Genomic DNA, 24,585 nt, shown 5'->3' with positions numbered 1-24,585 from the left:
TTCATAAATGAGCGGCTACGCCGGAGGTTTTTTGGCGTAATCAGGTCATGCAATCTAAGATATCGAGTTCCGTGTTTCCATGTGCGGCTGTACTTTGTTATAATAAGCCTATGGGTTTTTAGACTACAGGGGATAGTATAATGGTTTTCCGTTACGGAGAAAGCGACTGCCTTTATGCCATACAGCAAGGGAGAGAACGAAAATCATGAAAATTAAAAAGTTGAATGTTAACGAAGAAGGGTTGCATCGCTTCTTCGGGTCTCTTGAAGCTAAAGTCATGCAAGCGATATGGGAGCATGAGAAATTGACGATCAAGCAAACGCATGAAAAGCTGAATCAGGAGTCGGCGATTTCGTTAAACGCGGTAATGACGGTTATGATTCGTCTTGCGGACAAAGGCGTATTGGTTAAGGAAACGACGGGCGGCGGACGCAACCGCTTAACCTATTTTTACTCGACAAGGACGATGGAGCAATTTATCTCGGAGCAGACCAAGGTGATCGCCGATGGGTTGATTGAAGACTTTGGACCGCTTGTCGTCAACCATTTTATCGACAGGTTGGATGAGTTGGACTCCGAGCTGCTGGATAGGCTGGAAAATCGACTTAATGAGTTGAAAAATAAATGAATACGGGGACAGTGATGCCGAAAAAAGCCAGATATGCGTTGGGGCTGATCATTGTGCTGGCAGCGTGGATATTGCTTCAAATGGTGCAGCAAATCCGCCATCAGCTTGGCGATTTTCCGGAATGGAGGGGTGTGCAGGGGCTGTTGCATGCCATTCTGCTGGATTTAACGGTTAACCATTACCTGGTGAGTTTGCTGTTTAACGGATTGATGATTTATTTGGCATGCGTCGCTTTATGGCATCTGATTGTGCAAGGATATCTTGCGTTCAAGCTGCAGCGGATGCTGGATGCGAAACGCAATATGGAATTGTCGAAGCAATGGAGCAATCGGCTTGGCGGAGGCATTCCGATTGTAGTCATCGACGAGCCGTCATTTGTAGCTTTTGCCTGCGGCCTATTCAAAAGACGCGTCATCTTGTCAAGCGGAGCGCTGGGCCGATTTGGCGACAAGGAAGCCGAAGCCATCGCGCTGCATGAAATATATCATTGCAAAAAGCATCATCCTTTATTGCTCACAATGCTGGTACTGCTCGGAAAAGGCTTTGCTTTTGTTCCCGTCATTGCCGATCTTGGACGGTATTGCGCCGTTTGGATGGAACTGTTGGCCGACCGTTATGCTATCAAGCAAACAGGAAGCCCTTATCCGATCGGGCAGGTGCTGCTGTCATTGGCTAGAAACCGCGAATTCAAGCCGGCAGCGATTTGGCCCCGTTTTGCCGACTCCTCCGTCCCGCATCGGATCAATCAAATTCTGTATCCTTCGGCCGAGCCTAAGTTAGAAATCACAACCCCGGCATCCATTATAATCTCCGGGCTGGTGTTGTTATTTATGTCCCTCTTTCTCTTTGGTTTCTGTTTATAAAGGTTGTTCAAAAAGCCCGCTTTCCATTACGGAGTATGCCTTGCGGCATTACCGGCGTCGAATATGGGATTCAGCCGAAATATCCGGTCCTCACGTAGCTACCACTACGCTCCGGTCCTCTATTTCTAGCTTCATTCCATCTTCTTGGTACTGAAAACCGGTCTTTTTGAACTTACATTTGTAGAAAAATATTTTGAGCAGGCGAGGTGAAAATGTTGAAGGGGAAAATAGGGGGGGTTCAGCGCAAAATCGCAATTGTGGCCATTGCATTGATTTCCAGCGTGCTGCTGCTTACGGCTTGCGGAGGCAATGTGGGCGTATTTGATATGGATATAACGCTATCTTCTTCTGACGGGGAGAAAACGGTTATTTCTGCAGCCGTTAACGAATCTGTAATCGGCAAAGAGTCGTGGGTGCTGTTCGAGCTGCGTACCAGTGAAAACAATGGACCGATTTGGATTAAAACAACCTATAAGGGGAATGGAGTATTTTCCGGGGCAACAACGGAGATGCCAACCAGGAAATATGAGCTTTATGGTCATTATTATGCTGGCGGCGGCATGCATGTTTCGAAGCCCTTCAACAATGAGAAAAATTAATTATCGTCAAACCGTGTTGCATTTTATTCATGAATACTTGATCATATGTTAAGGTAGAATGAGTGTTTACTGAAATGGCTTTAAGGAGGCATACATGCGTTATAAATCAAAAATAGTGTTATACTCGGCCCTTGTTCTGATGGTTGTTTTCTGCAGCGGATTTGTAGTGGCATCGCAAATAAAGACGGTTTATCCCGTCTCTTTTAATGGCGAGTTGATCGGTGAAATATCAAATCCCGAATTATTGGGACAATGGCTTGAGCAGAAGGAAGCTGAATTTGCGGAGCAAAATCCTGGCTTGCGGTTCCAAACGAACAGCGCTAGCTTTTCTTTTGGGGAAACCAGCCGATTAAATGCCATGGCGCAGGATTATAAAGTTCAATCGGAGCTTAATCAGCTTTTTGAAGTAAAAAGCTTTGGCGTCCAGGTGACTGTTGATGGAGAAATTGCAGGCATTGTGAAAAACAAGGACATTGCCGAGCAAATTTTGGACAAGCTGAAGGAGCCTTATATCGTTAATGGCAAGGATGCCAAGGTGGAAACGATGGGCAATGGCAACGTTGAAACTGTCGAGCTGGAGAAAACCAAAACGCCTATCGAGCTTAAATCCGTTGATTTTGTGGAGCAAATCAGCATTTCATCCGTTGAAGCAAGCCCGGCAGAGCTTGACGATGGGGAGGTTTTGCTGCAGAAGCTTCAAGGAAGGGACAAAAATCCGACCACTTACGTTGTTCAGGAGGGTGATTGCATCTCCTGCATTGCCCAAAAGTTTAATGTTTCGCAAAATTCCATTTATGAAAATAACGAATGGATACAAAACGATTTTTTATCGATAGGCGATGAACTGGATTTGACCGTTATGCAGCCCAAAATTTCGGTTAAAACGGAGGAGCTCTATTCCGAAACAGTCAGCATACCGCGCGGAATCGAGGTCGTTTATGATGACTCACTGCGGGTCGGCGTATCGAAGGTGGAGAACCCCGGCAAGGACGGGAAAAAGAAGCTGACCTATCTCGTTACCAAAATAAACGGGGAGCTGGTTGATCAGGCCGTCGTGGAAGAAGAGACGTTAGAGAAGGCGGAGCCTCAAAAGGTGATTCAAGGCTCAAAGGTAATTAAAGGCGTTGGAAGCGGCTCCTTTAAGTGGCCGATTACCGGAGCGCAAATTACAAGCAAATTCGGGCAGCGCTGGGGCAGGCTGCATGCCGGTACGGATGCGGTTTCCTCCGATTTGACGATTTACGCCGCCGATAGCGGAAAGGTGATTACGGCCGAGTATGACTCTAGTTACGGCAATCATATTATAGTCGATCATCAAAATGGCTATAAAACATTATACGCCCATCTCAGCGAGTTGAATGTCAACAATGGCGATCTTGTTGAAAAAGGCGATGGTATGGGTATAATGGGAACAACAGGAAGATCGACAGGCGTACATCTTCATTTTGAAATTCATAAAGGAGAAACGCGCCTGAATCCGATGGAGTATATTGAATAAAGCACGGATAAGGAGTGTTGGACAAGCATGCGTAGATTAGTTGCCATTGCCGGCGGTCTTGCCGCTGTCGTATTGGGCGTGTTGCTGATTGTTAATCTTGGCGGCAAGGAAGAGGCCCAAGTGCTGGGCACAGAGGAGATCAAACAGCTTGTCAGGGAGTATAGCTCGGGAAAAAGCGATGTGAAAAATGCATCCATTTCGTCATCGGAGCTCATTGTAACGGGGAAAAATAATCAATCCACTTCATACCCGTTGCCGAAGGACGAGTTTTTTGTCTCCATTGCCCCTTTTGTAAACGAAACTCATCCTTGCGCGATCCACAGCTTGACGGGCTGCCAAGGGGAGATGAAGGAGCAGGACATCAAGCTTACGATCAAGGATGCCGAAGGAAACACGGTGATCGACGAAACCGTCAGCACGCTGGGCAACGGCTTTGTTGATTTGTGGCTTCCGCGGGACAAGACTTACTCTGTGAAGATTGAACAAAACGGATTGACCTCGGAGTCGCAGATATCCACCTTTGAAGGGGACAATACCTGTATTACAACGATGCGATTAGCATAAGCAAGCGATGAAGCTGAAGCCGGAGAGAACGCTCTCCGGCTTTTTTTATTGGAATGGAACCAGCCATCACCGCAGATTTATAAAAAGAGTTGACAAGTATAATCGTAACAATTACGATTAGTAAATCGAAATGATTACAATTAAGGTTGAAGCGAGGCTTCGAACATCGGAACATCGGGAAGTCTTTGCGGAACCTATGGAGGGACATTGGTATGGCAATTGATAAAAAACTGCCGGTAACCGTGCTTAGCGGTTATCTCGGGGCAGGGAAAACAACGATTCTAAACCATGTATTAAACAACCGCAGCGGCATGAGAGTGGCGGTGATTGTGAACGATTTGAGCGAGGTTAATATTGATGCGGAATTGATTCAAAATGGAGGCGGGTTGTCCCGTACAGAGGAAAAGCTGGTGGAAATGTCTAACGGCTGCATCTGCTGCACGCTCAGGGAGGATTTGCTGCGCGAGGTGGAACGGCTGGCGATGGAAGGTCGGTTTGATTACATATTGATCGAATCGACCGGGGTTGGCGAGCCGGTTCCGGTAGCCCAAACCTTCTCGTACATCGATCAGGAGCAAGGCATCGATTTGACGCAATTTTGCACACTTGACTGCATGGTGACGGTTGTGGACGCTTACCGTTTCTGGAGCGACTTTTCATCCGGCGAATCCTTGATGGACCGCAAGCAGGATGTTGGCGAAGGAGATGTCCGCGAGGTTGTGGATCTTCTAATCGACCAGATCGAATTTTGCGACGTGCTCATTTTGAACAAATGCGACAGAGTGGCCGAAAAGGATCTGGAGGATTTGGAAAAGGTGCTGAAGGCGCTGCAGCCCAAAGCAAAGCTGATTCGCTCCAGTCATGGCCAAGTGGACCCTGCTGCCATTCTGAATACGGGCTTGTTTAACTTCGAGGAGGCAAGCCGTTCGGCGGGATGGATTCAAGAGATGGAGAAGGAATACCATGTTCCGGAAACCGAGGAATACGGCATTTCTTCCTTTGTGTACGAGCGCACTCGCCCCTTCCATCCCGGCAGGCTGATGAAGTGGATGTCCAACTGGCCGGAGCAGGTCGTTCGCGCCAAAGGCATCGTTTGGCTCGCAAGCCGCAACGATATGGCGCAAAACCTCAGCCAGGCCGGTCCTTCCATCCAGTTTGGTCCCGCAGGCAGATGGGTGGCATCGCTGCCGGAAAGCATGCATGCCGACATATTCAGGGACAATCCCGACATTCAAAAAAACTGGAACGACGCTTGCGGCGACCGTATCAACAAAATTGTATTGATCGGCATGTCGCTTGATCGCCCGGCTTTGTCCGGCGAATTGGACCGCTGTCTGCTGACGGAGGATGAAATGGGCTTGGAATGGTCCGCCTTCAGGGACGAATTCCCGGATCAAAGCGATGTCCAGCTTGAAGAAATGCTTCAGTAAGGAATGCTTCAAACGCAATCATCCCGAGCGACTGGAGCTTCGAAAATACAGCCCCAGATTCAAAAAATATACGATCCACAGGGAAACAAGATAAATTCTGTGCGCCTGCCGCGTTAACTCTGCTGCTCTGTCATGCTCTATCACTGTCATGCGGCTAGTTTGTCGCATAAGAAAAGCCGCCTCAGAACTGGGCTGCGCCGCCAAATGTATCCAACAAGTGACGGCGCTACAGCAAAGGGCGGCTTTTGTCCGATTTGAACAGGACTGCGCATCCGATTTTATCGGTAAACGGCTATTTTCGGCGTCTAGACTTCTTGCCTGTTAAAAAACCGTTCCAGTCCGGCGCGCAAATTGTCATGGGCCCACTGAATATGCCCCTGGTCTTCATAGTGGCGGTAGTAGCATTCAATGACCATCAGAAGATCCCGGAACAAATCGTACAGCTCAAGCCGCTTAAGCTCCGACAGTGTTGCGGGTGATCTGCCGTAGCCCCGTTCAAACGCGGCATGCCGGTCAAAATGGCTGAAATAATATTCGTCCAGCGGATCGCCCCATAATGAACGCTCCAGATCGATAATGGCGCTGATCTCCCCGTCACGGACAAATACGTTGCCGTCCCATAAATCCCACAGCACCAGATTGGCTTCGGTTATTTCCTCCATCACCGGCAGCCGCTTTTGAATTTCCTCCTCCAGCGATTCATAGCTTGCGGGCAATTCGACTCCGGCTTTCTTGCCGTCCTCAAGAACCCCAAAGATCAGATCGGAGAAAGCCTCCATCCAGGTTGAGCGTACGCCGTCCTCCGGAAATAACGGTCCGTATACGCTGCCATTAATGGAGTTGATTCTGCGGTTGTAAACGCCAAGCTGATAACGGATGGCGGCCAGCTGTTCCTGGCTTAAGCTGTCCCGCACTTTATTCAGAGGTTGTCCTTCAACAAACTCCATTATAAAATATTCCGCCGGAATCAGCCTGCAAGTCGGGTCGTACACATAGACGTGGGGGACGGGGACGCCGCCGCGTTCCGCGACAAGCCGGAGCGTTTCCACCTCGGTTTGCATATTGTTTCGCTCGCAGCGCATCACGGTTTTGTCCCTGTGGGGAGCAACTTTGAGCACGACGCGGCGGCCGTCCGCCAGCTTGATGGCATAGGCGGTGTTGGCCCAGCCGTCGGATAATTCCACAGCTTCGCTAAAGCTTTGGCCAAATGCCTTTTCGATAATGCGCCGCAGCTCCTCCTGGCCGAGTTTACTTTTATTTAAGCTTTCCATAGGGAATGATTCACCTTCTGTTTTGAATGAATTAAAAGGATGTGTAATAGATAGTTTGGCTCCTTCAAGTTTTCGATGAACAACAGGCAAAAGCCTGCCCATTATTTCGACAAATTTGCGGCTGGAATGCGTAGGAAAGATGTCATTTTGACGAACGGGCCATAAGCGGGTTGGCAGGGGGGTGAAATGATTGAATTTATGTAATAAGACCTATAGTTTGGCAGGTTCAGAAAATGGGGAAGAGGCGATAGAATAGAGATGGGAGGTGTTTGCTTCAACAAAATGTAAGCGCTTTATAACGGACGGTTAACAAAATGACGATGGAGGAGATTCATGACGATGGTTAAAGGTTATGCAAAAGCAATAGCGGCCGTGCTGGCCGTGCTGCTGATTCTGCCAACGGGCGCCGGTGCCGGGAAGGCATCCGCAAGCGCCGCAGATGCAGCGCGGGAGGTTGTCATTGAGCATCTTTTTGAAGATGGCGCGTTGGGATGGTACAAGCGGGGAAGCGAGACGGTTACGCATTCGCTTCATGCTGCCTACGAAGGAAGCGGCAGCTTGCTGACGGAAGGAAGAACCGCAACATGGAACGGCCCGGGATTTAATTTGGCCGCTACCGGATTGCTTCACAAGGAAGCCGTCTACGAAATTAGCGCCTATGTCAAACTGAAGGAAGGCGCGGAAAGCGAAGAATCCCTGCAGTTTGCCGTGAAGCAGACGGGGGCCGATAACGAATACGTCAATTTGGGGTCCGCTGTATCCGTGGGGGATGAAAACTGGGTTCTGGTGAAGGGGCAATATACATACGACAAAAAGGCAACGGTGCTTGAGGTTTATTTGCAGAGCACCTCCAGCGCCACCGCCGCTTATTATATGGACCAGTTTGTCGTTGAGCAAATTCAGGCTGCGCCTGAAGATCCCGGGGAAGAGCCGCCATCGGGTGAAACTATCATTTACGATTTTGAAGATGGTACAACAATGGGGTGGGCAGCAAGAGGCGAGGAGTCGGTGAGCGTATCCGAGGAGGTCGCGCATAGCGGAAGCCGCAGCCTCAAGGCCTACAACCGGACGGCAACATGGAACGGGCCAAGCAGGGATGTGAAGGAGCTGCTTCAGCCCGACACAACCTACCGCATTTCTGCTTTTGTCCGTCTCGAGTCGGTTCCGACCGCTCCAAGCACAATCAGGCTGACGATGGAAAACAAGGCGGAAGGAGCGTCGCAAACGGCGTATACGTCGCTGGCTTCGGCATCGGTTGGCGCAACGGATTGGGTTGAGCTGAAAGGGACATTCAGTTATGCCGGAGCAAGGGATACGCTGAGGCTGTATATCGAATCTTCGAATGTTGAGGACCAATTGTATATCGATGATGTCGTTATTGCCCCGCCAGGCACTATCCAGACCGACATTCCGTCATTGGGCGATGTCTATAGCGATTATTTCGAGATTGGGGCGGCAGTAGAGCCGGTCCATCTGAATGGCGTGCACAAGCAGCTGCTGGAGTATCACTACAATTCCATTGTTGCGGAAAATGCGATGAAACCTTCGTCGATCAATCCGTCGCCAGGCGTTTTCAATTGGACGGGGGCGGATCAGATCAGGGATTATGCCAGGGACAACGATATGAATCTGCGTTTTCACACGCTGGTTTGGCATGAGCAAGGCGCGGATTGGATGCTGAAGGACGAAAACGGCATTGAGCTTGAGGCGACTCCGGAAAACAAGGAGCTTGTTCTGCAGCGTCTGGAGACGTATTTGCGCGAAGTGGTCGGCAGATATAAGGACGATGTGCGCGACTGGGATGTCGTAAACGAGGTGATTGACGAAAACCGTCCCGACGGGATGAGAAACAGCGCCTGGTACCGTCTGACGGGGCTGGATTTTATCCGGACAGCATTTGAGGTAACCCGGGAGGTTGCCGGCGACGACGCCAAACTGTATATCAATGACTACGGCACGCATCAGCCAAGAAAGCGGGATTTTCTATACGATCTGGCTGTGGGGCTAAGAAATGAAGGGGTGCCGATCGACGGGGTGGGCCATCAAACCCATATAAATATTGCCTCGCCGTCTATTGGACTCATTAGCGACTCCATCCGCAAGTTTGGCGAAGCCGGCTTTGATAATCAGCTGACGGAGCTGGATATATCGGTTTATACAAACAATACGGATGCGTACACTGTTGTTCCGGAGGGGGTGCTTGCAGACCAGGGCTACCGATACAAGGAGCTGTTCCAGGAATTGAGATCGCTGGATCTGGAGGGCAAAGCGGCAGGAGCGGAGAACGGCTGGATCAGCAATGTAACGTTATGGGGCATTGCGGATGATCATACCTGGCTGCATAACCGCCCGATCGCCAGACAGGACGCTCCGTTTCCTTTTGACAAAAATTACAGGGCTAAACCCGCTTATTGGGGGATGGTAAATCCGGCGATGCTGCCTCTTTCCCCGCAAACAGCGAGATCCACACAAGGCACCCCGTCAAGCATAGGGGTAAACGACCCTGCATGGGGACCTGTGCCGTACGTAAAAAGTGAAGACAGCAACGAACTTCAAATCTCGTTCAAAACGTTATGGGACAGCGGCCGCCTATATGTGCAGGCAGAAGTAAATGACGGCACGCTCGCGCAAGGCGATAAGGTAGAGCTGTTTCTCTATGACGGAGGAACCGGCTCGCATCTGGAGCTTTCGCGCGGAGGAGCGGGAAGCACGGAAACGGCGGGCGGCTACCGGGTAGAAGGAGCGCTGCCGTTGGCAACGCCGGGGGCACCCGGAGGGCAGGTGTTGTTCGATATTCGCGCAACGGATACGGGGACAGACGGCAGCCCGGAAAATACCGGCGGCGGAGGAATAGTGTCATGGAGCGATCATCGCAACAACCAGCATGCCGACCGGTTGGGCTACGGCACGTTGACCTTTGTTGATGGCATCACATTGGGTCAAGCGTTCAAAGGAACTCCCGTCATTGACGGCGAACCCGATGCCATCTGGCAAACGGCTCCCGAAATGGAAACCGGGATTTGGGTGCAGGGAACAGAGGGATCGACGGCCAAGTTCCGAGCGCTATGGGATGAAAGCCATTTGTATATATACGCGGTCGTCACCGACAGCCTGCTCACCGACAGAAGCTCCAATCCGTGGGAGCAGGATTCTATTGAAATCTTTGTTGATCAGAATAACGGCAAAACATCGGAGTATGAAGGCGACGACGGCCAATATCGGATCAACTTCAGGAATGCACGTTCTGTAGGCGGGTTTGCAAGTCTGGAAAACCTGGCTTCGGAGGTCAAAATCATTAAGGACGCTTCGGGAGCGGAGATTGGTTACGTGGTGGAGGCGGCGATCAAGCTTCCTGCCATTGCGCCGTCTGAAGGGCTGCATATCGGCTTCGACCTGCAAGTGAACAACGATGTAAATGATGACGGCACGCGCGATAGCGTAGCTATTTGGGCCGATGAGAGCGGACAATCTTATGCGGATACGTCCAGATTGGGCGTGCTGCGCTTAAGCCGGCATCCCGCGTCTCCGCCTTCCGGTGCCGGAAGTTTCTACATCCCGCCTGTGACTGAAATCAAAAACGGCGTAATATTCGCGCCTGTCACATTGCTTCAAGGCACAGCCAAAGCTAACGTAACGGAGCAGCAGCTCCGGGAGGTTTTGCGGCAAGCCCAAAAAGAAGGCAGTGATGTTACAGCGATTGGAATTGAACTGAAGGAAGTCAGCGGCGGCACAGCCTATGAGCTTGGTCTGCCTGCGGTAGCTCTGGAGGGTGCTGAAACCATCGCGTTGGATATTGCGACACCAATAGGAAGACTGAAATTGTCAGGCAAGCTGCTGTCGGACGCTTCGGCCGAAGGTCTGCCAGGCGTGACTGTGCTGCTGTCGGACAATACACTGCGGCAGTCGGCAGGCGTGACTGTGCTGCTGTTGGACAATACACTGCGGCAGTCGACAGGCGGATCGGAGGAGGAGAGCGGAAGCTCACAACAGGCTGACTCCAAGTCTCTTAATGATGCGGCAGAATGGCTAGCATCGGTTGGTAATCGTCCAGTCATCAAGGTGAGCTTGTTGACAGGAGGGGACGTATGGAATTACGCCTTGGTTAACGCCACCGTTGTTATACCTTACAAAGCTGCCCAGGAGGAAGCGGAATCTCTTCACCGACTGGTCGTTTTGCGGGTGAACAATGACGGCACGGCTTCTCCCGTAGTGAACAGCCGTTACATCGAAGAGGAAGGCGGGTTAGTGTTCCAGGCCAGTCTTCCCGGAACTTTTGCAATAGCTAATGCGCAACCTAATGCGGAAATAGAGCCGATTGCCGAATGGGCGCGCGAAGCGGCCGAGGCCTTGTTGGCGAGGGGCATAGCCGGGAGTTTTTCCGGCGATACATTGCATGCCTCCTCCGACATGAATAGAGGCGACTTTACAAGGATGCTGGTTGATGTATTGGAGTTGAGCGGGATAAGCGCCAAAGTAGAAGGCTTCGATGATGTTGCTTCGTCAGACAGCCGCTACGAGGCGCTGCGGATAGCGAAGGAGCTTGGCATCGCAACGGGAGTTGGCGGTAACAGCTTCAATCCCGACAGCAAATTGAGCCGTCAGGATATGTTTGTACTGGCGAGCCGCGCCTTGTCCGCCGCCGGCAAGCTTTCCGGCAATGGGGTACTGGAAGATGCAGCCGAGCTTGAGGCGTATTCGGATCATGTTCAGGTAGCGAAGTATGCCCGAGAAAGTACAGCTTTGCTGCTGTCGCTTGGCGTTCTGAACGGCATGGATGGCAAGTTGGCTCCGCTTCGGCAGGTTTCCGCCGGGCAAGCCGCGGTCCTGCTGTACCGCATTTGGCAAATGTCTTAAAGTGTTTAGGTGACTGCCTTGGCGGAAACTTTCACCGAAAGGTTCCGAAGTGTTTGGGTGACTATCTTGGCGGAAACTTTCACCGAAAGGTTTCAAAGTGTTTGGGTGACTACCTTGGCGGAAACTTTCACCGAAAGGTTTCGAAGTGTTTGGGTGACTACCTTGGCGGAAACTTTCACTGAAAGGTTCCGAAGTGTTTGGGTGACTACCTTGGCGGAAACGTAAACCGAAAGGTTCCGGTATGGGCCGGGTTTATACCGTAACGAACGGTTCCTTTTCACATGTAATGGACAGATCTGTCCATTAGCGGCGATTTTTCGCAAAATCCAGTTTGTAACGGACATTTCTGTCCATTAGCCTCTCAAAAAAGATGTTTTTCCGTTTATTTAAGCTATAATGGACGGTTGTGACCGTTACAGGTACTACTGTTAGCTTAAACGGGCTCTAATGGCCACTTTTGTCCATTAAAAGCTTCTGCGAGCAAGACGGTAACCTTTTTCGTTCTGAAAAATCAAAAAAGCTCCCTTTAGCCCGGCGCTTATGCGTCCAAGCCGAAGGGAGCTTTCCTGTGCGCTGGGACTTGCAATAAACCCAATCCTCAGGCATGCAACAAAACACTAAGAAAAAAGTTTCGCAAGTCCGCAACCAGTCTTATCGTCGGTCCTCCTCGCAAGTCTGCAACCAGACGCATCGTCGGTCCTCATCGCCAGTCTGCAACCAGTCGCATCGTCGGTCCTCCTCGCAAGTCCGCAACCAGTCGCATCGTCGGTCCTCCTCGCAAGTCTGCAACCAGACGCATCGTCGGTCCTCATCGCAAGTCCGCAACCAGTCGCATCGTCAGTCCTCATCGCAAGTCCGCAATCAGTCTCATCGTCGGTCCTCCTCGCAAGTCTGCAACCAGTCTCATCGTCGGTTCTCCTCGCAAGTCTGCAACCAGTCTCATCGTCGGTTCTCCTCGCAAGTCTGCAACCAGACGCATCGTCGGTCCTCATCGCAAGTCCGCAACCAGTCGCATCGTCAGTCCTCATCGCAAGTCCGCAACCAGTCTTATCGTCGGTCCTCATCGCAAGTCTGCAACCAGACGCATCGTCAGTCCTCATCGCAAGTCTGCAACCAGTCCCGATTGCCAGGCTCGTGGAAAGGCTTGGCATCAAGCCGATATTACGCCAAGCCAATCAATTTGGCAGCTTCTTGCGGCAGCTTTGGAAATATTTTTTGAAATAAGTCTCTATTCCGGACAAAGCGGGTATATTCATAGTAAACATTGTCCTAAAGGAGGCATGATCTATGACCGCGCCTAATCCCTATCGTTGGCTAAACCTTTTGTTTTATATCGGCGTCCTAGTCGTTAACGCGTTATCCGTTGCGCTGCCGCTAGGGGGGATTACCACAAAAGAGCTCTCCGATCGTTACTACACGCTGCTTACGCCTGCAGGCTACGCATTTTCCATCTGGTCGCTGATCTACGTTTTGCTTGGAGGTTTTATCGTGTACCAGTTCGGGCGGACTGCCGCCGGTTCCGGCTGGTCCCGCGCCATTGGGCTGCCGTTTATCGTCAGCTGCGTCGGCAATATGGCATGGCTGCTGTTGTGGCATGCCCAGCAAATCGAGCTGTCCCTTGCCGCCATGATTGTATTGCTGATTTCTCTTATTTTTATTTACTGGACGGTTATGCATATTTTGTCCCCGTCAGCGGGGGAACGATTGCTGGTTTGCCTGCCCTTCAGCATTTATTTAGGCTGGATTTCGGTCGCCACCATTGTAAACGTCAGCATTGTGCTGAAAAAAAACAACTGGAGCGGCTGGGGGCTGAGCGAGGCCTCCTGGGCCGTTATTATACTTTGCGTCGGTACGCTGCTTGCTGTATTGGCAAGTTACCGGTACCGAAACGTCTGGTATCCGCTTGTATTTGTATGGGCTTATATCGCAATCGGAGTCGAGCATAAAGACACCGCTCCGGTCTATTATAGCGCCTTGGCTTTAGCAGCCCTGCTGCTTCTGTATTGTCTTTATATCCTGCTGGTGGCGCAACTGCACGCCGGGCGGAAGCGGCGATAGGGACGGCTGTAGAGCAGCAGGCGAGACCAATGCTCCAGTTCGCCCGCTGCATGCTTCCGGCCTCCGGCTGCCCTTTTTTTATCATCCCTGTCGGCGCTGTATAACCTGTGCCTGGCCCGATGCAGGCCAGAACGAATAGAAGGGATGCTTTTTCCCGTCATCACCGCAATATCCGGCACGGCGTAACCATAATGATCGGCAAGCAGAACTAGCTCAACCTGTGGCGATGACAGCCGCTCCGCCATCGTTTCTATGATGGAACGGACATGGATATATTCCAGCTCCCGATAGGGAAGATAGGTCAAATCGTCCTCGGTCAAATCGTAATCGCGGCCGCGCCGCCTTCTATGCTTGTCGATCCAGATGTTGCGCGCCGCCCTTTTCAGAAAAGAGGACATATATTGAGGCGGCTGGTCAGAGCGGGCATTCAAATAAATATATACGCGCAGCAGCACCTCCTGCTGCAGATCCTCCGCGTCCCAGCTCGAGTCCGTCAGGCTCCGGCAATATCGCGAGAGACTGGTCATATGCGGCAGAACAAGGTCTTCAAACCACAATTTCATTCACCACCTTGCCCAAACAGGGTCAGTCAAAACGCAGCGCTTCGATCGGCTTTAAGCGAGCTGCTTTATTCGCAGGAAAAATGCCGAATACGATGCCGATGCCAATAGAGAAACCAACTGCAAGCAGCGTAACGTCCAACGAATAAACGACATCCATGCTCATGGTGCGGGATACCAGCTGGGAAACGCCATAACCAAACGCGACGCCTAGCAGCCCGCCGCTTCCGCTTAATACGATGGCTTCAATGAGAAATTGAAACAAGATGTCTCTCTTTTTTGCCCCGATCGCTTTGCGAATCCCGATTTCGCGGGTTCTTTCCGTCACGGACACAAGCATGATATTCATAATGCCGATGCCGCCGACGATTAAGGAAATGGCTGCAATGCCGCCAAGAGCGACCGTTAGCGTATCCGAAACGGAGGTGACGGTGGCGAGCAAATCCTGCTGGCTGAATAGCCGGTAGCTATTGGTGTTGCCTCGGAAATGGCTCGCCAGCTCCTGCTCCAGCAAGCCGCTTACGGTATCGATTTGCTCCTCGCTGTCTACCTGCACATAAATAGTCCTTACGCCCAGAGAGCGAAACACCCGCTCTGCGGTTGTTAGCGGCACAATGACCAGCTCATCGTTAGAGCCTGTGCTGGAGTCCCCTTTTTCGGCGAGAAGCCCCACGATTTTATGGCGGATTCCGTTGATAAGCAGATATTGCCCCACGGGGTCGTCCAGCCCAAACAATTCTTCCGCAGTGGCGGAGCCGATAACGGCAACCTTCTGCTTCAAGTCCAAATCGATTTGACCGATAAAACGTCCCGAAGCAAGGGCATAGCTCTGAACGTCCAGATAGCTGCTGTTTGTGCCGATGACATTAACAGAGGCGCTGTCCCTCCCGAACTTGACGGTTGCGCTCTGAGTATTGACCGGAGCAGCCGAAGCGATGCCCTCCATATCGGTTAACGCCACGGCATCATTGTAATCCAGCGTTGTAGCGGAGCCGCGGCCCGTAATATTGACCGTTAGCAGCGTAGAGCCCAGCCCCTGAACCTGCTCGGTCACTTGTTTGGTTGTGCCTTTGCCCAGCGCAACTAAAGCGATGACGGCCGTCACCCCGATAATAATGCCAAGCATAGTCAATATGGAGCGCATTTTATTGGCCCAAATGCTGCTGAACGCCATTTTGATTCCTTGTCCAACGTTCATTTGATCAAGCCCCCTGTTCCGAAATCCGGCCGTCCTGAATCGTAACGACCCGTCCGGCTTGCTTCGCCACGGCGGGGTCATGCGTAATGAGAATAATGGTATGGCCCGCATTGTTCAGCGATTTGACCATTTCCATCACCTCGGCTCCGGTTTTTGTATCCAAAGCTCCAGTTGGTTCATCCGCAAGCAGGATGGGGGGATCGCCGGCCAATGCGCGGGCGATGGCGACGCGCTGCTGTTGACCGCCGGATAGCTCGGAGGGACGATGTCCGGAACGGTCCCTTAATCCGACCTTGTCCAGGGCGGCCAGCGCCAGTTCCTTCCGTTTGCCGGAAGATATCCCCCGATAAACAAGCGGAAGCTCCACGTTTTGCAGGGCGGTAAGTTTGGGCAATAAATTAAAGTTTTGAAAAATAAATCCGATTTTGCTGTTGCGGATATGAGCCAGGCGGTTGTCGCCGAGCTTGCTGATTTCTTCGCCATCCAGGCGATAGCTGCCTGCGCTTGGGGAGTCCAGGCAGCCCAGCATATTCATAAGCGTTGACTTGCCCGAGCCGGATGGACCGATGATGCAGAGAAATTCTCCGCGACGGATGCGCAACGAAATATCGTTCAGGGCATAAAGCGTTTCGCCGCCCATCTTATACGTTTTGATCAAGCCTTCGATTACGATCAACGGCTGTCCGGCTTGTTGAGTTAATTGGCTGGTCATGGCCGGCCACCGCCGCTTTGCCCTCCGCCTGCTTGTCCGCCACCGCCGCCGCTAAAGCCTCCACCACTAAAACCGCCACCGCCGCCGAAGCCGCCAGTCGCGCCGCCTTGTCCGCCGTTAGCGCCCGGGAACGAAAAGCCGCCTTCTCCCATGCCGCCTGGGAATTGGTTTTGAGAGCTGTTTGATGTTCCGGTCGTTACGGTTGGCACGATGACGACATCGCCTTCTGCCAGCCCGGACACAATTTCAATGTAATCCTCATTGTTAATGCCTGTTTCGATAAACACCATCCGGCTTCCGGAGCCCGTTGCAGATCCGCTCCTTGCTTGACCGGCAGTTCCCTGCATTCCCTGGCGTGTCTCGCGGAAGCCTGAGGAACCGGCTTCGGCTCCTGCTCCGCTTCCCGTCCAGCCTTCGCCCATCGCGCGGGGGTTGCCGTTTATGCCGCCTTGGCTAGCTGAGCCGTCGGAAGGCGCTTCGCCCATTGCGGGGAAGCTGCCGTTTTGGCCAGTCTCTCCGTTTGCGGGTGCCTGCCCCATTGCAGGACGTTCGCTGTCTTGACCTGCTTCGCTGTCTGTTGGCGCTTGCCCCATTGCGGGACGTCCGCCGCTTTGGCCGGCTTCGCCGTCTGTTTGCGCTTGTCCCATTGCGGGACGTTCTCCGCTTTGGCTAGTCCCGGTGGTATCCGGTGATTCGCCTTGAGCGGAAGGAATGCCGCTAGAATCGGCCTGATTATTGTCGCCGCTGCTTTGCGCGGCTCCGTTGCTCCCCGGTCGGCCTTGCTGCTGCGACTCGGAGGCGGCTGCATCGGCAGATTCCGGCACCAGCACGAAGTAGCGGTTATTCACCGATTGAACCGCATCAATCGGCAGGAGAAGCACATCGCTTTTTTGCTGGACCAGAATGCTGGCTTCAGCGGACATGCCCGCTTTGATGCTGCCGGGTTCGTCCAGCGTAATCGTAACATCGAAGGATGCAACGCCGTTGCTTGCGGTGCCCTGATCGGCTATCGCAGTAACCTTCCCGGCAAAAACATCACCGGAAAAAGCCTCCACCATAATCTCAGCCGTTTGGCCGATTTCCACGCTGGAAATATCCAATTCGTCAATCGCTACCTTTAATTGAAGCTGATCGTAATTGACAATTTCGGTCAAGGCGGTTGCCGGTGTCACCGAACTTCCGGCCTCCACGTTAATGGCGCCGACTTTTCCATCGATGGAGGAAATGATAGAAGTTTCCGCTTGAGACTCGCGGAGCTCCTCCAGCTCCTCAACTGCTGTTTGAATGGCAAGCTGCTGTTTTTTCAAATCAACCGTTATGGAAGAACGGCTGTCGTCCTCGGCTTCCTTGTATTTGAGCTGGAGCTCTTCAAGCGTCAGATTTGCCTTTTGCAGATCCAATTCCTTGCTGCGGATCTGATTTGCCACATCGGCTCCTTCCAACGTGAACAATAGATCCCCCTTATGTATGACAGCGCCTTCCTCTGCATATACCGAAGCGATAACTCCGTTTGCCCCCGCTGTAACGGTTTGCTGCTGGGTTGTGCTGATGCTTCCGGTTCCGCTGATTTTTACGGACAACTCGCCTTTTGTTACCGTTGTGGTGGCCTGGGCGGCCATAATAGGGGCATCTTCGGCCGAATAATAGGCGTACCCGTACCAGCCGCCTATTGTCAATGCGGCCAATATAATTCCCGACAAACCAATTTTCAACCATAAACGCCACTTCATAAAGTCCTGTTCACCCTTTCCGATGGTAACGGCGCGCCCGTCTGTCACGATTGTAGCATCGCTGTATGAACGGATGGTGAACGGATACTTAAAGGCATTTAAAAGTGGGTGGATCGAAGAAGATTATTAGTTGAACGTATCCAGTGTAAAAGTAACCGTGGTGCCTTGGCCGGGGCTGCTGATCACTTGGACTTTGCTGCCGTGTTTGTCCAGAATATGCTTGACGATAGAGAGGCCGATCCCCGTTCCTGCGCGCGCCCGTCTCGCTTTGTCGCCCTTGTAGAAGCGGTCCCACATATGCTGTATCTGTTCCGGGGACATGCCGCTGCCCTGATCACAAACGGAAACAACGGCTTCATTGGATGTGTTCAAAAGGCAAGACACACTGATTTCGCCGTTTGGCGGCGAATGGTAGATGGCGTTATGCAGCAAATTGGTCAATACCTGATCGATCCGGTACGAATCGGCAACAACCCAGATATCCTGCTCGGGACTGTCCACCTGCAGCGGTATTTGATAGTGCAGAAGCAGCGGCTCCAGGTGGGCTGCCGTCTGTCGAATCCTCTCATGCAAGTTGAAGGGAGCGGGTTCTACGGGAAACTGGTTGCCCTCGATCCGCGCTACGTCCAGCAAATCCTCGACCAGCTTCATCATGCGCAGGGAGGATTCCCGGATCATGTTCAAATAATGCGGCTTCCGCGCCTCCGGTATGGTTCCGTCGATTAGCGCGGCGGCAAAGCCGTTAATGGAGGCAAGCGGAGCGCGCATGTCATGGGATACATTGGCGAGAAATTCCTGCCGCATCCGGTCAAGCGACGATAGCTCGTCCGCCATATAATTAAGCGTATGGCCAAGCTGGCCGACCTCATCGCGGCCCGGTACGGCGACCCGATCCTGAAAGTCTCCCTTGGCGAATCGAAGCGCGGTCCGGTTCATGGCTTTTAGCGGCTTGGTCAATCGTCTGGAGAAATAGTAGAACATGATGGCGGCAACCGGGAAGGCGAACAGCAGGCTGAGCATCGAAGGCCCCGTAAACAGCATGATGCTGCGTTGGTATCCTCCAAACAGCGTTACGATCACTTTTTCATCTCCATCACCCCCCAGATTGATTGGCGAAGCATACAGAAGAAGGCGATCGCCTCCGCTGCCCGTAACCTCGACGCTTTGGGCATGGCCTCCCAATGCCTCCTGAATGAGAGATTGCTCGACTAGGCCAATATCCTTGTCCGAAATAACAGCCCTTTCCGGCCTGAGGGGGCGGGGTCTTGCCAAGTTGTCTTTTGCAATAACGGAACTGGCGCCCGAGGATGAAAGCGCCGGTTCGCCGCCTGGCCCCCCGGAACTGCCGATCTGGTACAGCAGCTCGCCCTTGGCGTTGTAAACAAGATGAACGGAATCCCGATGGATGGTGGATAAAGCGATGGAAGCCAAAAGCGTGTCGCGATCCCATCCGTAGGCATGGGCATTGTCGATATAACGGATAATATTGCTCTGCATAAACGCAACGTTTCGATAAACGTCGCCTTGCAGCCGCTGTTGAAACATAAAGCTGGAGATAGCGCTGATCAATAGAAATGAAACCAGCGTAATAGCTATATAGAGCAGGATCAGCTTGACGAAAATAGTCGGTCTATAGACGCCGCTCCGAATGCGGTCAGCTAATGACTTCACCGGAGACCTCCTCCAGCTTGTAGCCGATGCCGCGTTTGGTCGTAATGGACCAGTTGGAGCTGCGGGCGCGCAGCTTTTCGCGAATTCTTTTGATATGGACGTCCACGGTTCGGTGATCTCCTTCATATTCATAGCCCCATACCTGCTCCAGCAGCTGCTGGCGCGTAAACAGGCGGTTTGGATAGCGGCAGAAAAAGTAGAGAAGCTCCAGCTCTTTCGGGGGCAGCGTAATGGTGGCATCGGGAAAAAGCACCAGATATTGATTCATGTCTATCGTCAGATTATTCAATTGGACGATATTGAGGTATGGCACATCCGGCGATGCTCTGCGCAATACGGCCATGATGCGGGCCATCAGCTCCTGCGGGTCAAACGGCTTGACGACATAATCGTCGGCTCCCAGCTCAAACCCTTTCATTTTGTCGTAAGGCTCGGTTTTGGCGCTCAAAATAATAACGGGCGTACCTCCATGCTTGCGAACCTCTCTGCAAAGCGACCAGCCCTCCATTTCGGGCAGCATCAAATCCAGAATAATCAGGTCGGGGCTTTCGTCGTAAAATCGGACCAGTCCTTCAATGCCGTCGTAGGCGGCGATCACCTGATGCCCTGCTTTTTCCGCATATAGGGTCACGATTTCGCTTATGTGGAGATCATCCTCGACAATGAGCAGCTTGGCAGCTTTCATTCTTATCAACCTTTCATTGGGCATAATGATTCCAGTATAAACGCCGAACCTAAAATGAACCTGAAAGCTTGCCCAAAGTTTTGCAAACGAAAACGGCAAGGGATGAACCTGGGATATTTGCGGATTTTGCATGAGGAAGCCCTTAGTGCTGAAACGCTCGCTCCCAAAGCAAGGCAGGCTGTCGCCACTGCTTCCCTTGCGCCAACCTGATCCGGTAGTCCATACTGGGGATAATCATGTATGAACTGGTTAGCAATTGAATGCAACTACGCCGCGCGAGGGGCTGAAGGAGGAAGAAACGTGTCCACGATTTTGATCGCCGATGACGACATCCGGCATTTGCAGCTTGTGGAGACTCATTTGCTGGAGAAGGGCTACGGCGTTGCGACGGCCAGGGATGGCGCGGAGGCGCTGCGCGTCCTGCAGAAGAAAAAATGCGATTTGGCTGTTGTGGATGTGATGATGCCTTTTGTCGACGGCTTTTCCCTGACCAGAGAAATAAGGAAGCAATACGATATCCCCGTGCTTCTGCTGACGGCGAAAGACCAGATTGAAGATAAGGCGCAGGGCTATTCGGCGGGCACGGATGATTACCTGGTGAAGCCTTTTGAGCCTCTGGAGCTGCTGTTTCGGGTACAAGCTTTGCTGCGCCGGTATTATGGAGAAAAAACGATAAATACGGCTAGCTTCGGCAACATGCTGATCAATCGGCAAACGTTCGAGGTGGAAATCGAAGGCAAGCTTTTTTTTCTTCCGCCCAAGGAATATGACCTGCTTTGCTGCCTGGCAGACAATGTCAATCAAGTGCTTAGCCGCGAGCAGTTGATTCAGCAGGTTTGGGGCCTGGAGTTTCAGGGAGATGACAGAACAGTGGACGTACATGTCAAAAGGCTGCGCGAGCACTTTAAAGGACTGCTTCGCAATGCTCAAATACGTACGCTTCGCGGCATCGGCTATATGCTGGAGGTGGAGGAATGAGGACTTTATACGCCAAATTTGCGGTTGTTACTGTCCTGATCATGATGGGCAGCTTTCTGCTGTCTTTTATTGGCTCCAATCTTTATTACCAACAGAAGCTGAAGCCGCTGAATGACGGCAAAAATACAGCTGTGGCGCTAGGCATTGCGCAATTTGCAAAGGATCATCCCGAGCTGACTTTGGAGTCTTATTTTGAAAGCGTAGCAGCGCTTGGTTACCAGCTTTATACGGTTAGCGGCGATGGAAGCGGTGCTTATTACGGCTCGCCGTTCCGCGAAGCGCTTTTGCCGGAGGGAGCGCTGGCAACCGTTTTGCAAGGGGAGATTTACCATGGCATGCGGGATTATCCCGAAAGCACGTTTGTGACCGGCTTTTTTGCCAATGAGCTTCGCAATACGATTGGCGTTCCCGTTGAACGCGATGGCGCAACATACGCGTTGTTTATGCGTCCCGACATCAAAAAGCTGTTTAATGAGATGCATGTATTGTTTGCCGTTCTGTTTGGCTGCACCGTTTTTCTTAGCGTTGTGTTTGTGCTGGCGGGCACCAAATATTTGGTCAAGCCGCTGGGCAGGTTGACGGCCGCAACGGAGCAGGTCGCCTCCGGTCATTACGATGTCAAGCTTGACCGGGGCCGCAAGGACGAAATCGGCAAGCTGGCGTCCAGCTTCTCCCGAATGGCGGAGCGGTTGGGCCACGAGGAGGAAATGCGCAAGGAGTTCATAAGCAATGTGTCGCATGATATCCAGTCGCCCCTGTCGCTGATCAAAGGCTACAGCGGCTTGCTGGGCAAGGAAGAGCTTTCGCAGGAGGATAAGCAGCATTACATCGGCGTGGTCCATGATGAAATCGAGCGGCTGTCCTCATTGACAAAGCAGCTTCTGCTGCTGCAATCCATAAGCGATACCCGCCGCCTGATGAGGCCCGAGCCGTTTGACATTGGCAAGCAAATTCGCACAATTGTCCGCCAGCATCGCTGGAGAATGATGGAGCGGGAAATTACGCTGGGCTGCGCCGTGCCGGATACCGTGATTCAAGGCGATTCCAACCTGCTGTATACCGTTTTTGAAAATTTGCTGACCAATGCAATCAAATACAATAAAAAGGGCGGCAGCATTGATATCGAGCTAAGGGATAGCGGAAGCGAAATAGAGATTTCGGTGAGCGATACCGGCATCGGGATGAGCCAGGAGCAGCTGCCACGCATTTTCGAGCGGTTTTACCGGGGCGACTCTTCCCGTACGCAGTCGGTTCCCGGCAGCGGCTTGGGGTTGTCCATTGTCCAATCGGCCTTAAGCATGCATGGCGGCTCCATACGGGCAACTAGCGAACCCGGCAAAGGCTCCCGCTTTACCGTTGCTCTGCCCAAGGAGTTGGCAAAAGAGTAGCCTTATTTTGGAAAAATACGTTCATGATCCATTCATAAAACCCCTGTATAGTGAGTGCATCAAGCTTAATGCAGGAGGTAAAACGGCATGTTGTCTTTATCCATTAAGGAAATGTCATTTTTTAAGCTGCGGTATTTGTTAATCGGATTTATTTTGTTTTTTCTGGCGTCGCTGGTGTTTATTATAAGCGGACTCGCCCATGGTTTGGCCTCGGATAACTCCTCGGCTATGGTGAACATGAACGCAGAGAGCTTTTATGTCAGCGATGATTCCGAGCAGCGTTTGGATCGTTCCCAGCTTGTAGGGCTAAATGTGGCTGAGCTTCAGCAGAATGGCGGGGAAGTGGTGGGGCTGCAGATGAAGTCGATGGAAATTACCGGCCGCGACGCCAGAGCGGACGTGGCCATCGTTGCGATGAATGCCGGAGGATTTCTGATGCCCAAGGCCATGGAAGGCAGCGGCTTGGTGCCTGCGGTGCTTGACGGCGATGGTCCGGTAGATACTGTCCAGCCATTTGGCGCCCTCGCGGATGTTACTCTGAAGGATGAAGGGGTCGCCATCGGCGATGTGCTGTATGACTCCAAGAGTGATACCCGTTATGTGGTAAACGGATTTGTGCAAGGGTATTCCTACAGCCATGCGCCGGTGCTGTTTATTGATACCGCAGCATGGGAAAGCATGCTGCCCGGCGGTGCTATTTATTATAATGCCGTGGCATGGCAAGGCCAGAGCGGCGACGGCAACGTGGAAGCTCTGATTCCTTCCGGCGTACTTGTCTCCAAAGACGATGTCATCGCCAAAATACCGGGTTATAAGGCCGAGCAAAGCTCGCTGGGCATGATGATCGCTTTTCTGCTCGTTATTGTTGTTTTTGTGTTAGGAGCGTTCTTTTACATTATGACGATTCAAAAAAGCAACCAGTTTGGCATTCTGAAGGCCATCGGAGCAACAAACCGCTTTCTGATACTGTCGACCGTGCTTCAGGTAATTGCGCTGTCGCTCGTGAGCATCGGACTAGCCATCGGCTTTGCGGCCTTGTTGAAGGTGCTGATGCCGGAGGGCATGCCGTTTGTATTGGATGTTGGACTTATTACGCAATACAGCTGCATTATGCTGGGGATTGCGCTTCTTGGAGCCGGTTTATCCGGGGCGGGCATTGTGAAAGCCGATCCGCTGCAAGCAATGGGGAGGGCTGACTGATGAACCGGCCGTTAGAACTGCGCAAGGTAACAAAATTCTTTTTGGACGGCGAAGCGAGAGCAGATATTTTAAGGGAGCTGGATTTCAAGGTAGACCGGGGTGAGTTTGTTGCGATCGTAGGCCCGTCAGGCTCCGGCAAAAGCACGATGCTGTCCATTGCGGGGGCGCTGCTGACACCGGATGAAGGCGACGTTATCGTGAATGGGAAATCCCTTGGCGGGTTAAGCGATTCCGAAAAAGCGCGCGTGCGTTTGACTTCCATCGGCTATATTTTTCAGGCATCTAATCTGGTGCCGTTTCTGAAGGTGAGGGACCAGCTTAAGCTGGTGGCCGAGCTGGCGGGAAGCTGGAACGACAGTGCCCGCCGAAGGGCGGACGAGCTGTTGGAGGCAATGGGCATGTCGCAGCGCCACAATCGCCGCATTCAGCATTTGTCGGGCGGCGAGAAGCAGCGTGTCGCCATAGCGCGCGCATTCATGAATGAGCCGGACCTGATTCTGGCGGATGAGCCAACGGCGGCGCTGGACGCGTCGCGCAGCAATGAAATTATCGCGCTGATCAAACGCGAAGCGCATTCCCGCAATAAAGCCGCAGTGCTTGTTACGCATGACGAAAGCGTGCTTCATCACTGCGACAAGGTTTATGAAGTGTTCCAAGGCAAGCTGCGGCTTCGCTGATTTAGTCCCTTAGTGGGCGCC

At 52.2% G+C, this 24,585-nt stretch carries 20 protein-coding genes and 1 pseudogene; 13 read left to right on the top strand and 8 right to left on the bottom strand.

The genetic code is table 11. The features are described from left to right. Positions 1–205: 205 nt before the first annotated feature. From ACX93W_RS08670 to rpmG, 7 genes and pseudogenes are all read left to right on the top strand, one after another. Entirely contained in the window at positions 206–628 is a 423-nt protein-coding gene (locus ACX93W_RS08670; protein WP_459391892.1) for a BlaI/MecI/CopY family transcriptional regulator, read from the top strand. After that, the gene (locus tag ACX93W_RS08665; RefSeq protein ID WP_459391891.1) at positions 625–1,491 is read left to right on the top strand and encodes a M56 family metallopeptidase; all 867 of its coding nucleotides are present in this window, start codon (positions 625–627) and stop codon (positions 1,489–1,491) included. Before ACX93W_RS08670 ends, ACX93W_RS08665 begins: the two co-directional genes overlap by 4 nt. 212 nt (positions 1,492–1,703) lie before the next feature. Then, positions 1,704–2,090, top strand: coding sequence for a hypothetical protein (locus tag ACX93W_RS08660; RefSeq protein WP_459391890.1), 387 nt, complete (start codon positions 1,704–1,706; stop codon positions 2,088–2,090). A 94-nt stretch (positions 2,091–2,184) separates the two neighbouring features. Beyond that, complete coding sequence (locus tag ACX93W_RS08655; protein ID WP_459391889.1) at positions 2,185–3,588, top strand: LysM peptidoglycan-binding domain-containing M23 family metallopeptidase; 1,404 nt, start codon at positions 2,185–2,187, stop codon at positions 3,586–3,588. A 27-nt stretch (positions 3,589–3,615) separates the two neighbouring features. After that, positions 3,616–4,152, top strand: coding sequence for a CueP family metal-binding protein (locus tag ACX93W_RS08650; protein ID WP_459391888.1), 537 nt, complete (start codon positions 3,616–3,618; stop codon positions 4,150–4,152). Positions 4,153–4,364: 212 nt separating this feature from the next. Then, the gene (locus tag ACX93W_RS08645; protein WP_459391887.1) at positions 4,365–5,582 is read left to right on the top strand and encodes a GTP-binding protein; all 1,218 of its coding nucleotides are present in this window, start codon (positions 4,365–4,367) and stop codon (positions 5,580–5,582) included. A gap of 10 nt (positions 5,583–5,592) precedes the next feature. Beyond that, positions 5,593–5,676, top strand: a pseudogene (rpmG, locus tag ACX93W_RS08640) (50S ribosomal protein L33); the annotation flags it as partial. Between the two features lie 211 nt (positions 5,677–5,887). Here rpmG and ACX93W_RS08635 read toward each other — a convergent pair. Further along, positions 5,888–6,853 (bottom strand): phosphotransferase family protein, encoded by a 966-nt coding sequence (locus tag ACX93W_RS08635; protein ID WP_459391886.1) that lies wholly within the window; start codon positions 6,851–6,853, stop codon positions 5,888–5,890. A gap of 333 nt (positions 6,854–7,186) precedes the next feature. On the opposite strand from ACX93W_RS08635, the gene ACX93W_RS08630 reads away from it, so the two are divergent. Next, entirely contained in the window at positions 7,187–11,707 is a 4,521-nt protein-coding gene (locus ACX93W_RS08630; RefSeq protein ID WP_459391885.1) for an endo-1,4-beta-xylanase, read from the top strand. A gap of 844 nt (positions 11,708–12,551) precedes the next feature. Here ACX93W_RS08630 and ACX93W_RS08625 read toward each other — a convergent pair. Further along, the gene (locus ACX93W_RS08625; RefSeq protein WP_459391884.1) at positions 12,552–12,686 is read right to left on the bottom strand and encodes a hypothetical protein; all 135 of its coding nucleotides are present in this window, start codon (positions 12,684–12,686) and stop codon (positions 12,552–12,554) included. A gap of 308 nt (positions 12,687–12,994) precedes the next feature. Between ACX93W_RS08625 and ACX93W_RS08620 the strand changes: the two genes are divergently transcribed. Further along, on the top strand, positions 12,995–13,765 hold the full coding sequence (locus ACX93W_RS08620; protein ID WP_459391883.1) for a TspO/MBR family protein: 771 nt from the start codon (positions 12,995–12,997) through the stop codon (positions 13,763–13,765). Here ACX93W_RS08620 and ACX93W_RS08615 read toward each other — a convergent pair. The 6 genes from ACX93W_RS08615 to ACX93W_RS08590 all read right to left on the bottom strand — a co-directional run bounded on the left by ACX93W_RS08615 (position 13,717) and on the right by ACX93W_RS08590 (position 20,321). After that, the gene (locus ACX93W_RS08615; RefSeq protein WP_459391882.1) at positions 13,717–14,328 is read right to left on the bottom strand and encodes an RNA polymerase sigma factor; all 612 of its coding nucleotides are present in this window, start codon (positions 14,326–14,328) and stop codon (positions 13,717–13,719) included. The genes ACX93W_RS08620 and ACX93W_RS08615 overlap by 49 nt on opposite strands. Before the next feature lie 22 nt (positions 14,329–14,350). Beyond that, a complete protein-coding gene (locus tag ACX93W_RS08610) occupies positions 14,351–15,523 on the bottom strand; it encodes an ABC transporter permease (RefSeq protein ID WP_459391881.1) in 1,173 nt (390 codons plus the stop codon). A gap of 4 nt (positions 15,524–15,527) precedes the next feature. Further along, positions 15,528–16,235 (bottom strand): ABC transporter ATP-binding protein, encoded by a 708-nt coding sequence (locus tag ACX93W_RS08605; protein ID WP_459391880.1) that lies wholly within the window; start codon positions 16,233–16,235, stop codon positions 15,528–15,530. Next, complete coding sequence (locus ACX93W_RS08600) at positions 16,232–17,965, bottom strand: efflux RND transporter periplasmic adaptor subunit (protein WP_459391879.1); 1,734 nt, start codon at positions 17,963–17,965, stop codon at positions 16,232–16,234. Before ACX93W_RS08600 ends, ACX93W_RS08605 begins: the two co-directional genes overlap by 4 nt. A 126-nt stretch (positions 17,966–18,091) precedes the next feature. Next, complete coding sequence (locus ACX93W_RS08595; protein WP_459391878.1) at positions 18,092–19,636, bottom strand: sensor histidine kinase; 1,545 nt, start codon at positions 19,634–19,636, stop codon at positions 18,092–18,094. Next, the gene (locus ACX93W_RS08590) at positions 19,620–20,321 is read right to left on the bottom strand and encodes a response regulator transcription factor (protein ID WP_459391877.1); all 702 of its coding nucleotides are present in this window, start codon (positions 20,319–20,321) and stop codon (positions 19,620–19,622) included. The genes ACX93W_RS08595 and ACX93W_RS08590 overlap by 17 nt, the downstream gene beginning before the upstream one ends. A gap of 300 nt (positions 20,322–20,621) precedes the next feature. Between ACX93W_RS08590 and ACX93W_RS08585 the strand changes: the two genes are divergently transcribed. The 4 genes from ACX93W_RS08585 (at position 20,622) to ACX93W_RS08570 (ending at position 24,564) form a co-directional block, all read left to right on the top strand. After that, positions 20,622–21,299: a response regulator transcription factor gene (locus tag ACX93W_RS08585; RefSeq protein ID WP_459391876.1), complete on the top strand. Its 678-nt coding sequence runs from the start codon at positions 20,622–20,624 to the stop codon at positions 21,297–21,299. Beyond that, positions 21,296–22,687 carry a sensor histidine kinase gene (locus ACX93W_RS08580; protein ID WP_459391875.1) on the top strand — a complete coding sequence of 464 codons (1,392 nt, stop codon included), beginning with the start codon at positions 21,296–21,298 and terminating at the stop codon, positions 22,685–22,687. Before ACX93W_RS08585 ends, ACX93W_RS08580 begins: the two co-directional genes overlap by 4 nt. Positions 22,688–22,774: 87 nt before the next feature. Continuing rightward, positions 22,775–23,887, top strand: coding sequence for an ABC transporter permease (locus tag ACX93W_RS08575; RefSeq protein ID WP_459391874.1), 1,113 nt, complete (start codon positions 22,775–22,777; stop codon positions 23,885–23,887). Beyond that, entirely contained in the window at positions 23,887–24,564 is a 678-nt protein-coding gene (locus tag ACX93W_RS08570) for an ABC transporter ATP-binding protein (protein WP_459391873.1), read from the top strand. The genes ACX93W_RS08575 and ACX93W_RS08570 overlap by 1 nt, the downstream gene beginning before the upstream one ends. The last annotated feature ends 21 nt before the right edge of the window (positions 24,565–24,585 follow it).

The sequence above is a fragment of the Paenibacillus sp. CAU 1782 genome (assembly GCF_054551715.1).
The sequence above is the reverse complement of the archived record's forward strand: the minus strand, read 5'-3'. Positions and strand labels throughout refer to the sequence as shown.

Bases quoted from the DNA above. Each gene is read 5' to 3' on its own strand.
- ACX93W_RS08635 (WP_459391886.1), bottom strand. From the start codon at position 6,853: ATGGAAAGCTTAAATAAAAGTAAACTCGGCCAGGAGGAGCTGCGGCGC.
- ACX93W_RS08605 (WP_459391880.1), bottom strand. From the start codon at position 16,235: ATGACCAGCCAATTAACTCAACAAGCCGGACAGCCGTTGATCGTAATC.
- ACX93W_RS08575 (WP_459391874.1), top strand. From the start codon at position 22,775: ATGTTGTCTTTATCCATTAAGGAAATGTCATTTTTTAAGCTGCGGTAT.
- ACX93W_RS08650 (WP_459391888.1), top strand. From the start codon at position 3,616: ATGCGTAGATTAGTTGCCATTGCCGGCGGTCTTGCCGCTGTCGTATTG.
- ACX93W_RS08645 (WP_459391887.1), top strand. From the start codon at position 4,365: ATGGCAATTGATAAAAAACTGCCGGTAACCGTGCTTAGCGGTTATCTC.
- ACX93W_RS08580 (WP_459391875.1), top strand. From the start codon at position 21,296: ATGAGGACTTTATACGCCAAATTTGCGGTTGTTACTGTCCTGATCATG.
- ACX93W_RS08600 (WP_459391879.1), bottom strand. From the start codon at position 17,965: ATGAAGTGGCGTTTATGGTTGAAAATTGGTTTGTCGGGAATTATATTG.
- ACX93W_RS08620 (WP_459391883.1), top strand. From the start codon at position 12,995: ATGACCGCGCCTAATCCCTATCGTTGGCTAAACCTTTTGTTTTATATC.
- ACX93W_RS08625 (WP_459391884.1), bottom strand. From the start codon at position 12,686: ATGCGTCTGGTTGCAGACTTGCGAGGAGAACCGACGATGAGACTGGTT.
- ACX93W_RS08665 (WP_459391891.1), top strand. From the start codon at position 625: ATGAATACGGGGACAGTGATGCCGAAAAAAGCCAGATATGCGTTGGGG.
- ACX93W_RS08615 (WP_459391882.1), bottom strand. From the start codon at position 14,328: ATGAAATTGTGGTTTGAAGACCTTGTTCTGCCGCATATGACCAGTCTC.
- ACX93W_RS08630 (WP_459391885.1), top strand. From the start codon at position 7,187: ATGACGATGGTTAAAGGTTATGCAAAAGCAATAGCGGCCGTGCTGGCC.
- ACX93W_RS08570 (WP_459391873.1), top strand. From the start codon at position 23,887: ATGAACCGGCCGTTAGAACTGCGCAAGGTAACAAAATTCTTTTTGGAC.
- ACX93W_RS08590 (WP_459391877.1), bottom strand. From the start codon at position 20,321: ATGAAAGCTGCCAAGCTGCTCATTGTCGAGGATGATCTCCACATAAGC.
- ACX93W_RS08610 (WP_459391881.1), bottom strand. From the start codon at position 15,523: ATGAACGTTGGACAAGGAATCAAAATGGCGTTCAGCAGCATTTGGGCC.
- ACX93W_RS08655 (WP_459391889.1), top strand. From the start codon at position 2,185: ATGCGTTATAAATCAAAAATAGTGTTATACTCGGCCCTTGTTCTGATG.
- ACX93W_RS08670 (WP_459391892.1), top strand. From the start codon at position 206: ATGAAAATTAAAAAGTTGAATGTTAACGAAGAAGGGTTGCATCGCTTC.
- ACX93W_RS08660 (WP_459391890.1), top strand. From the start codon at position 1,704: ATGTTGAAGGGGAAAATAGGGGGGGTTCAGCGCAAAATCGCAATTGTG.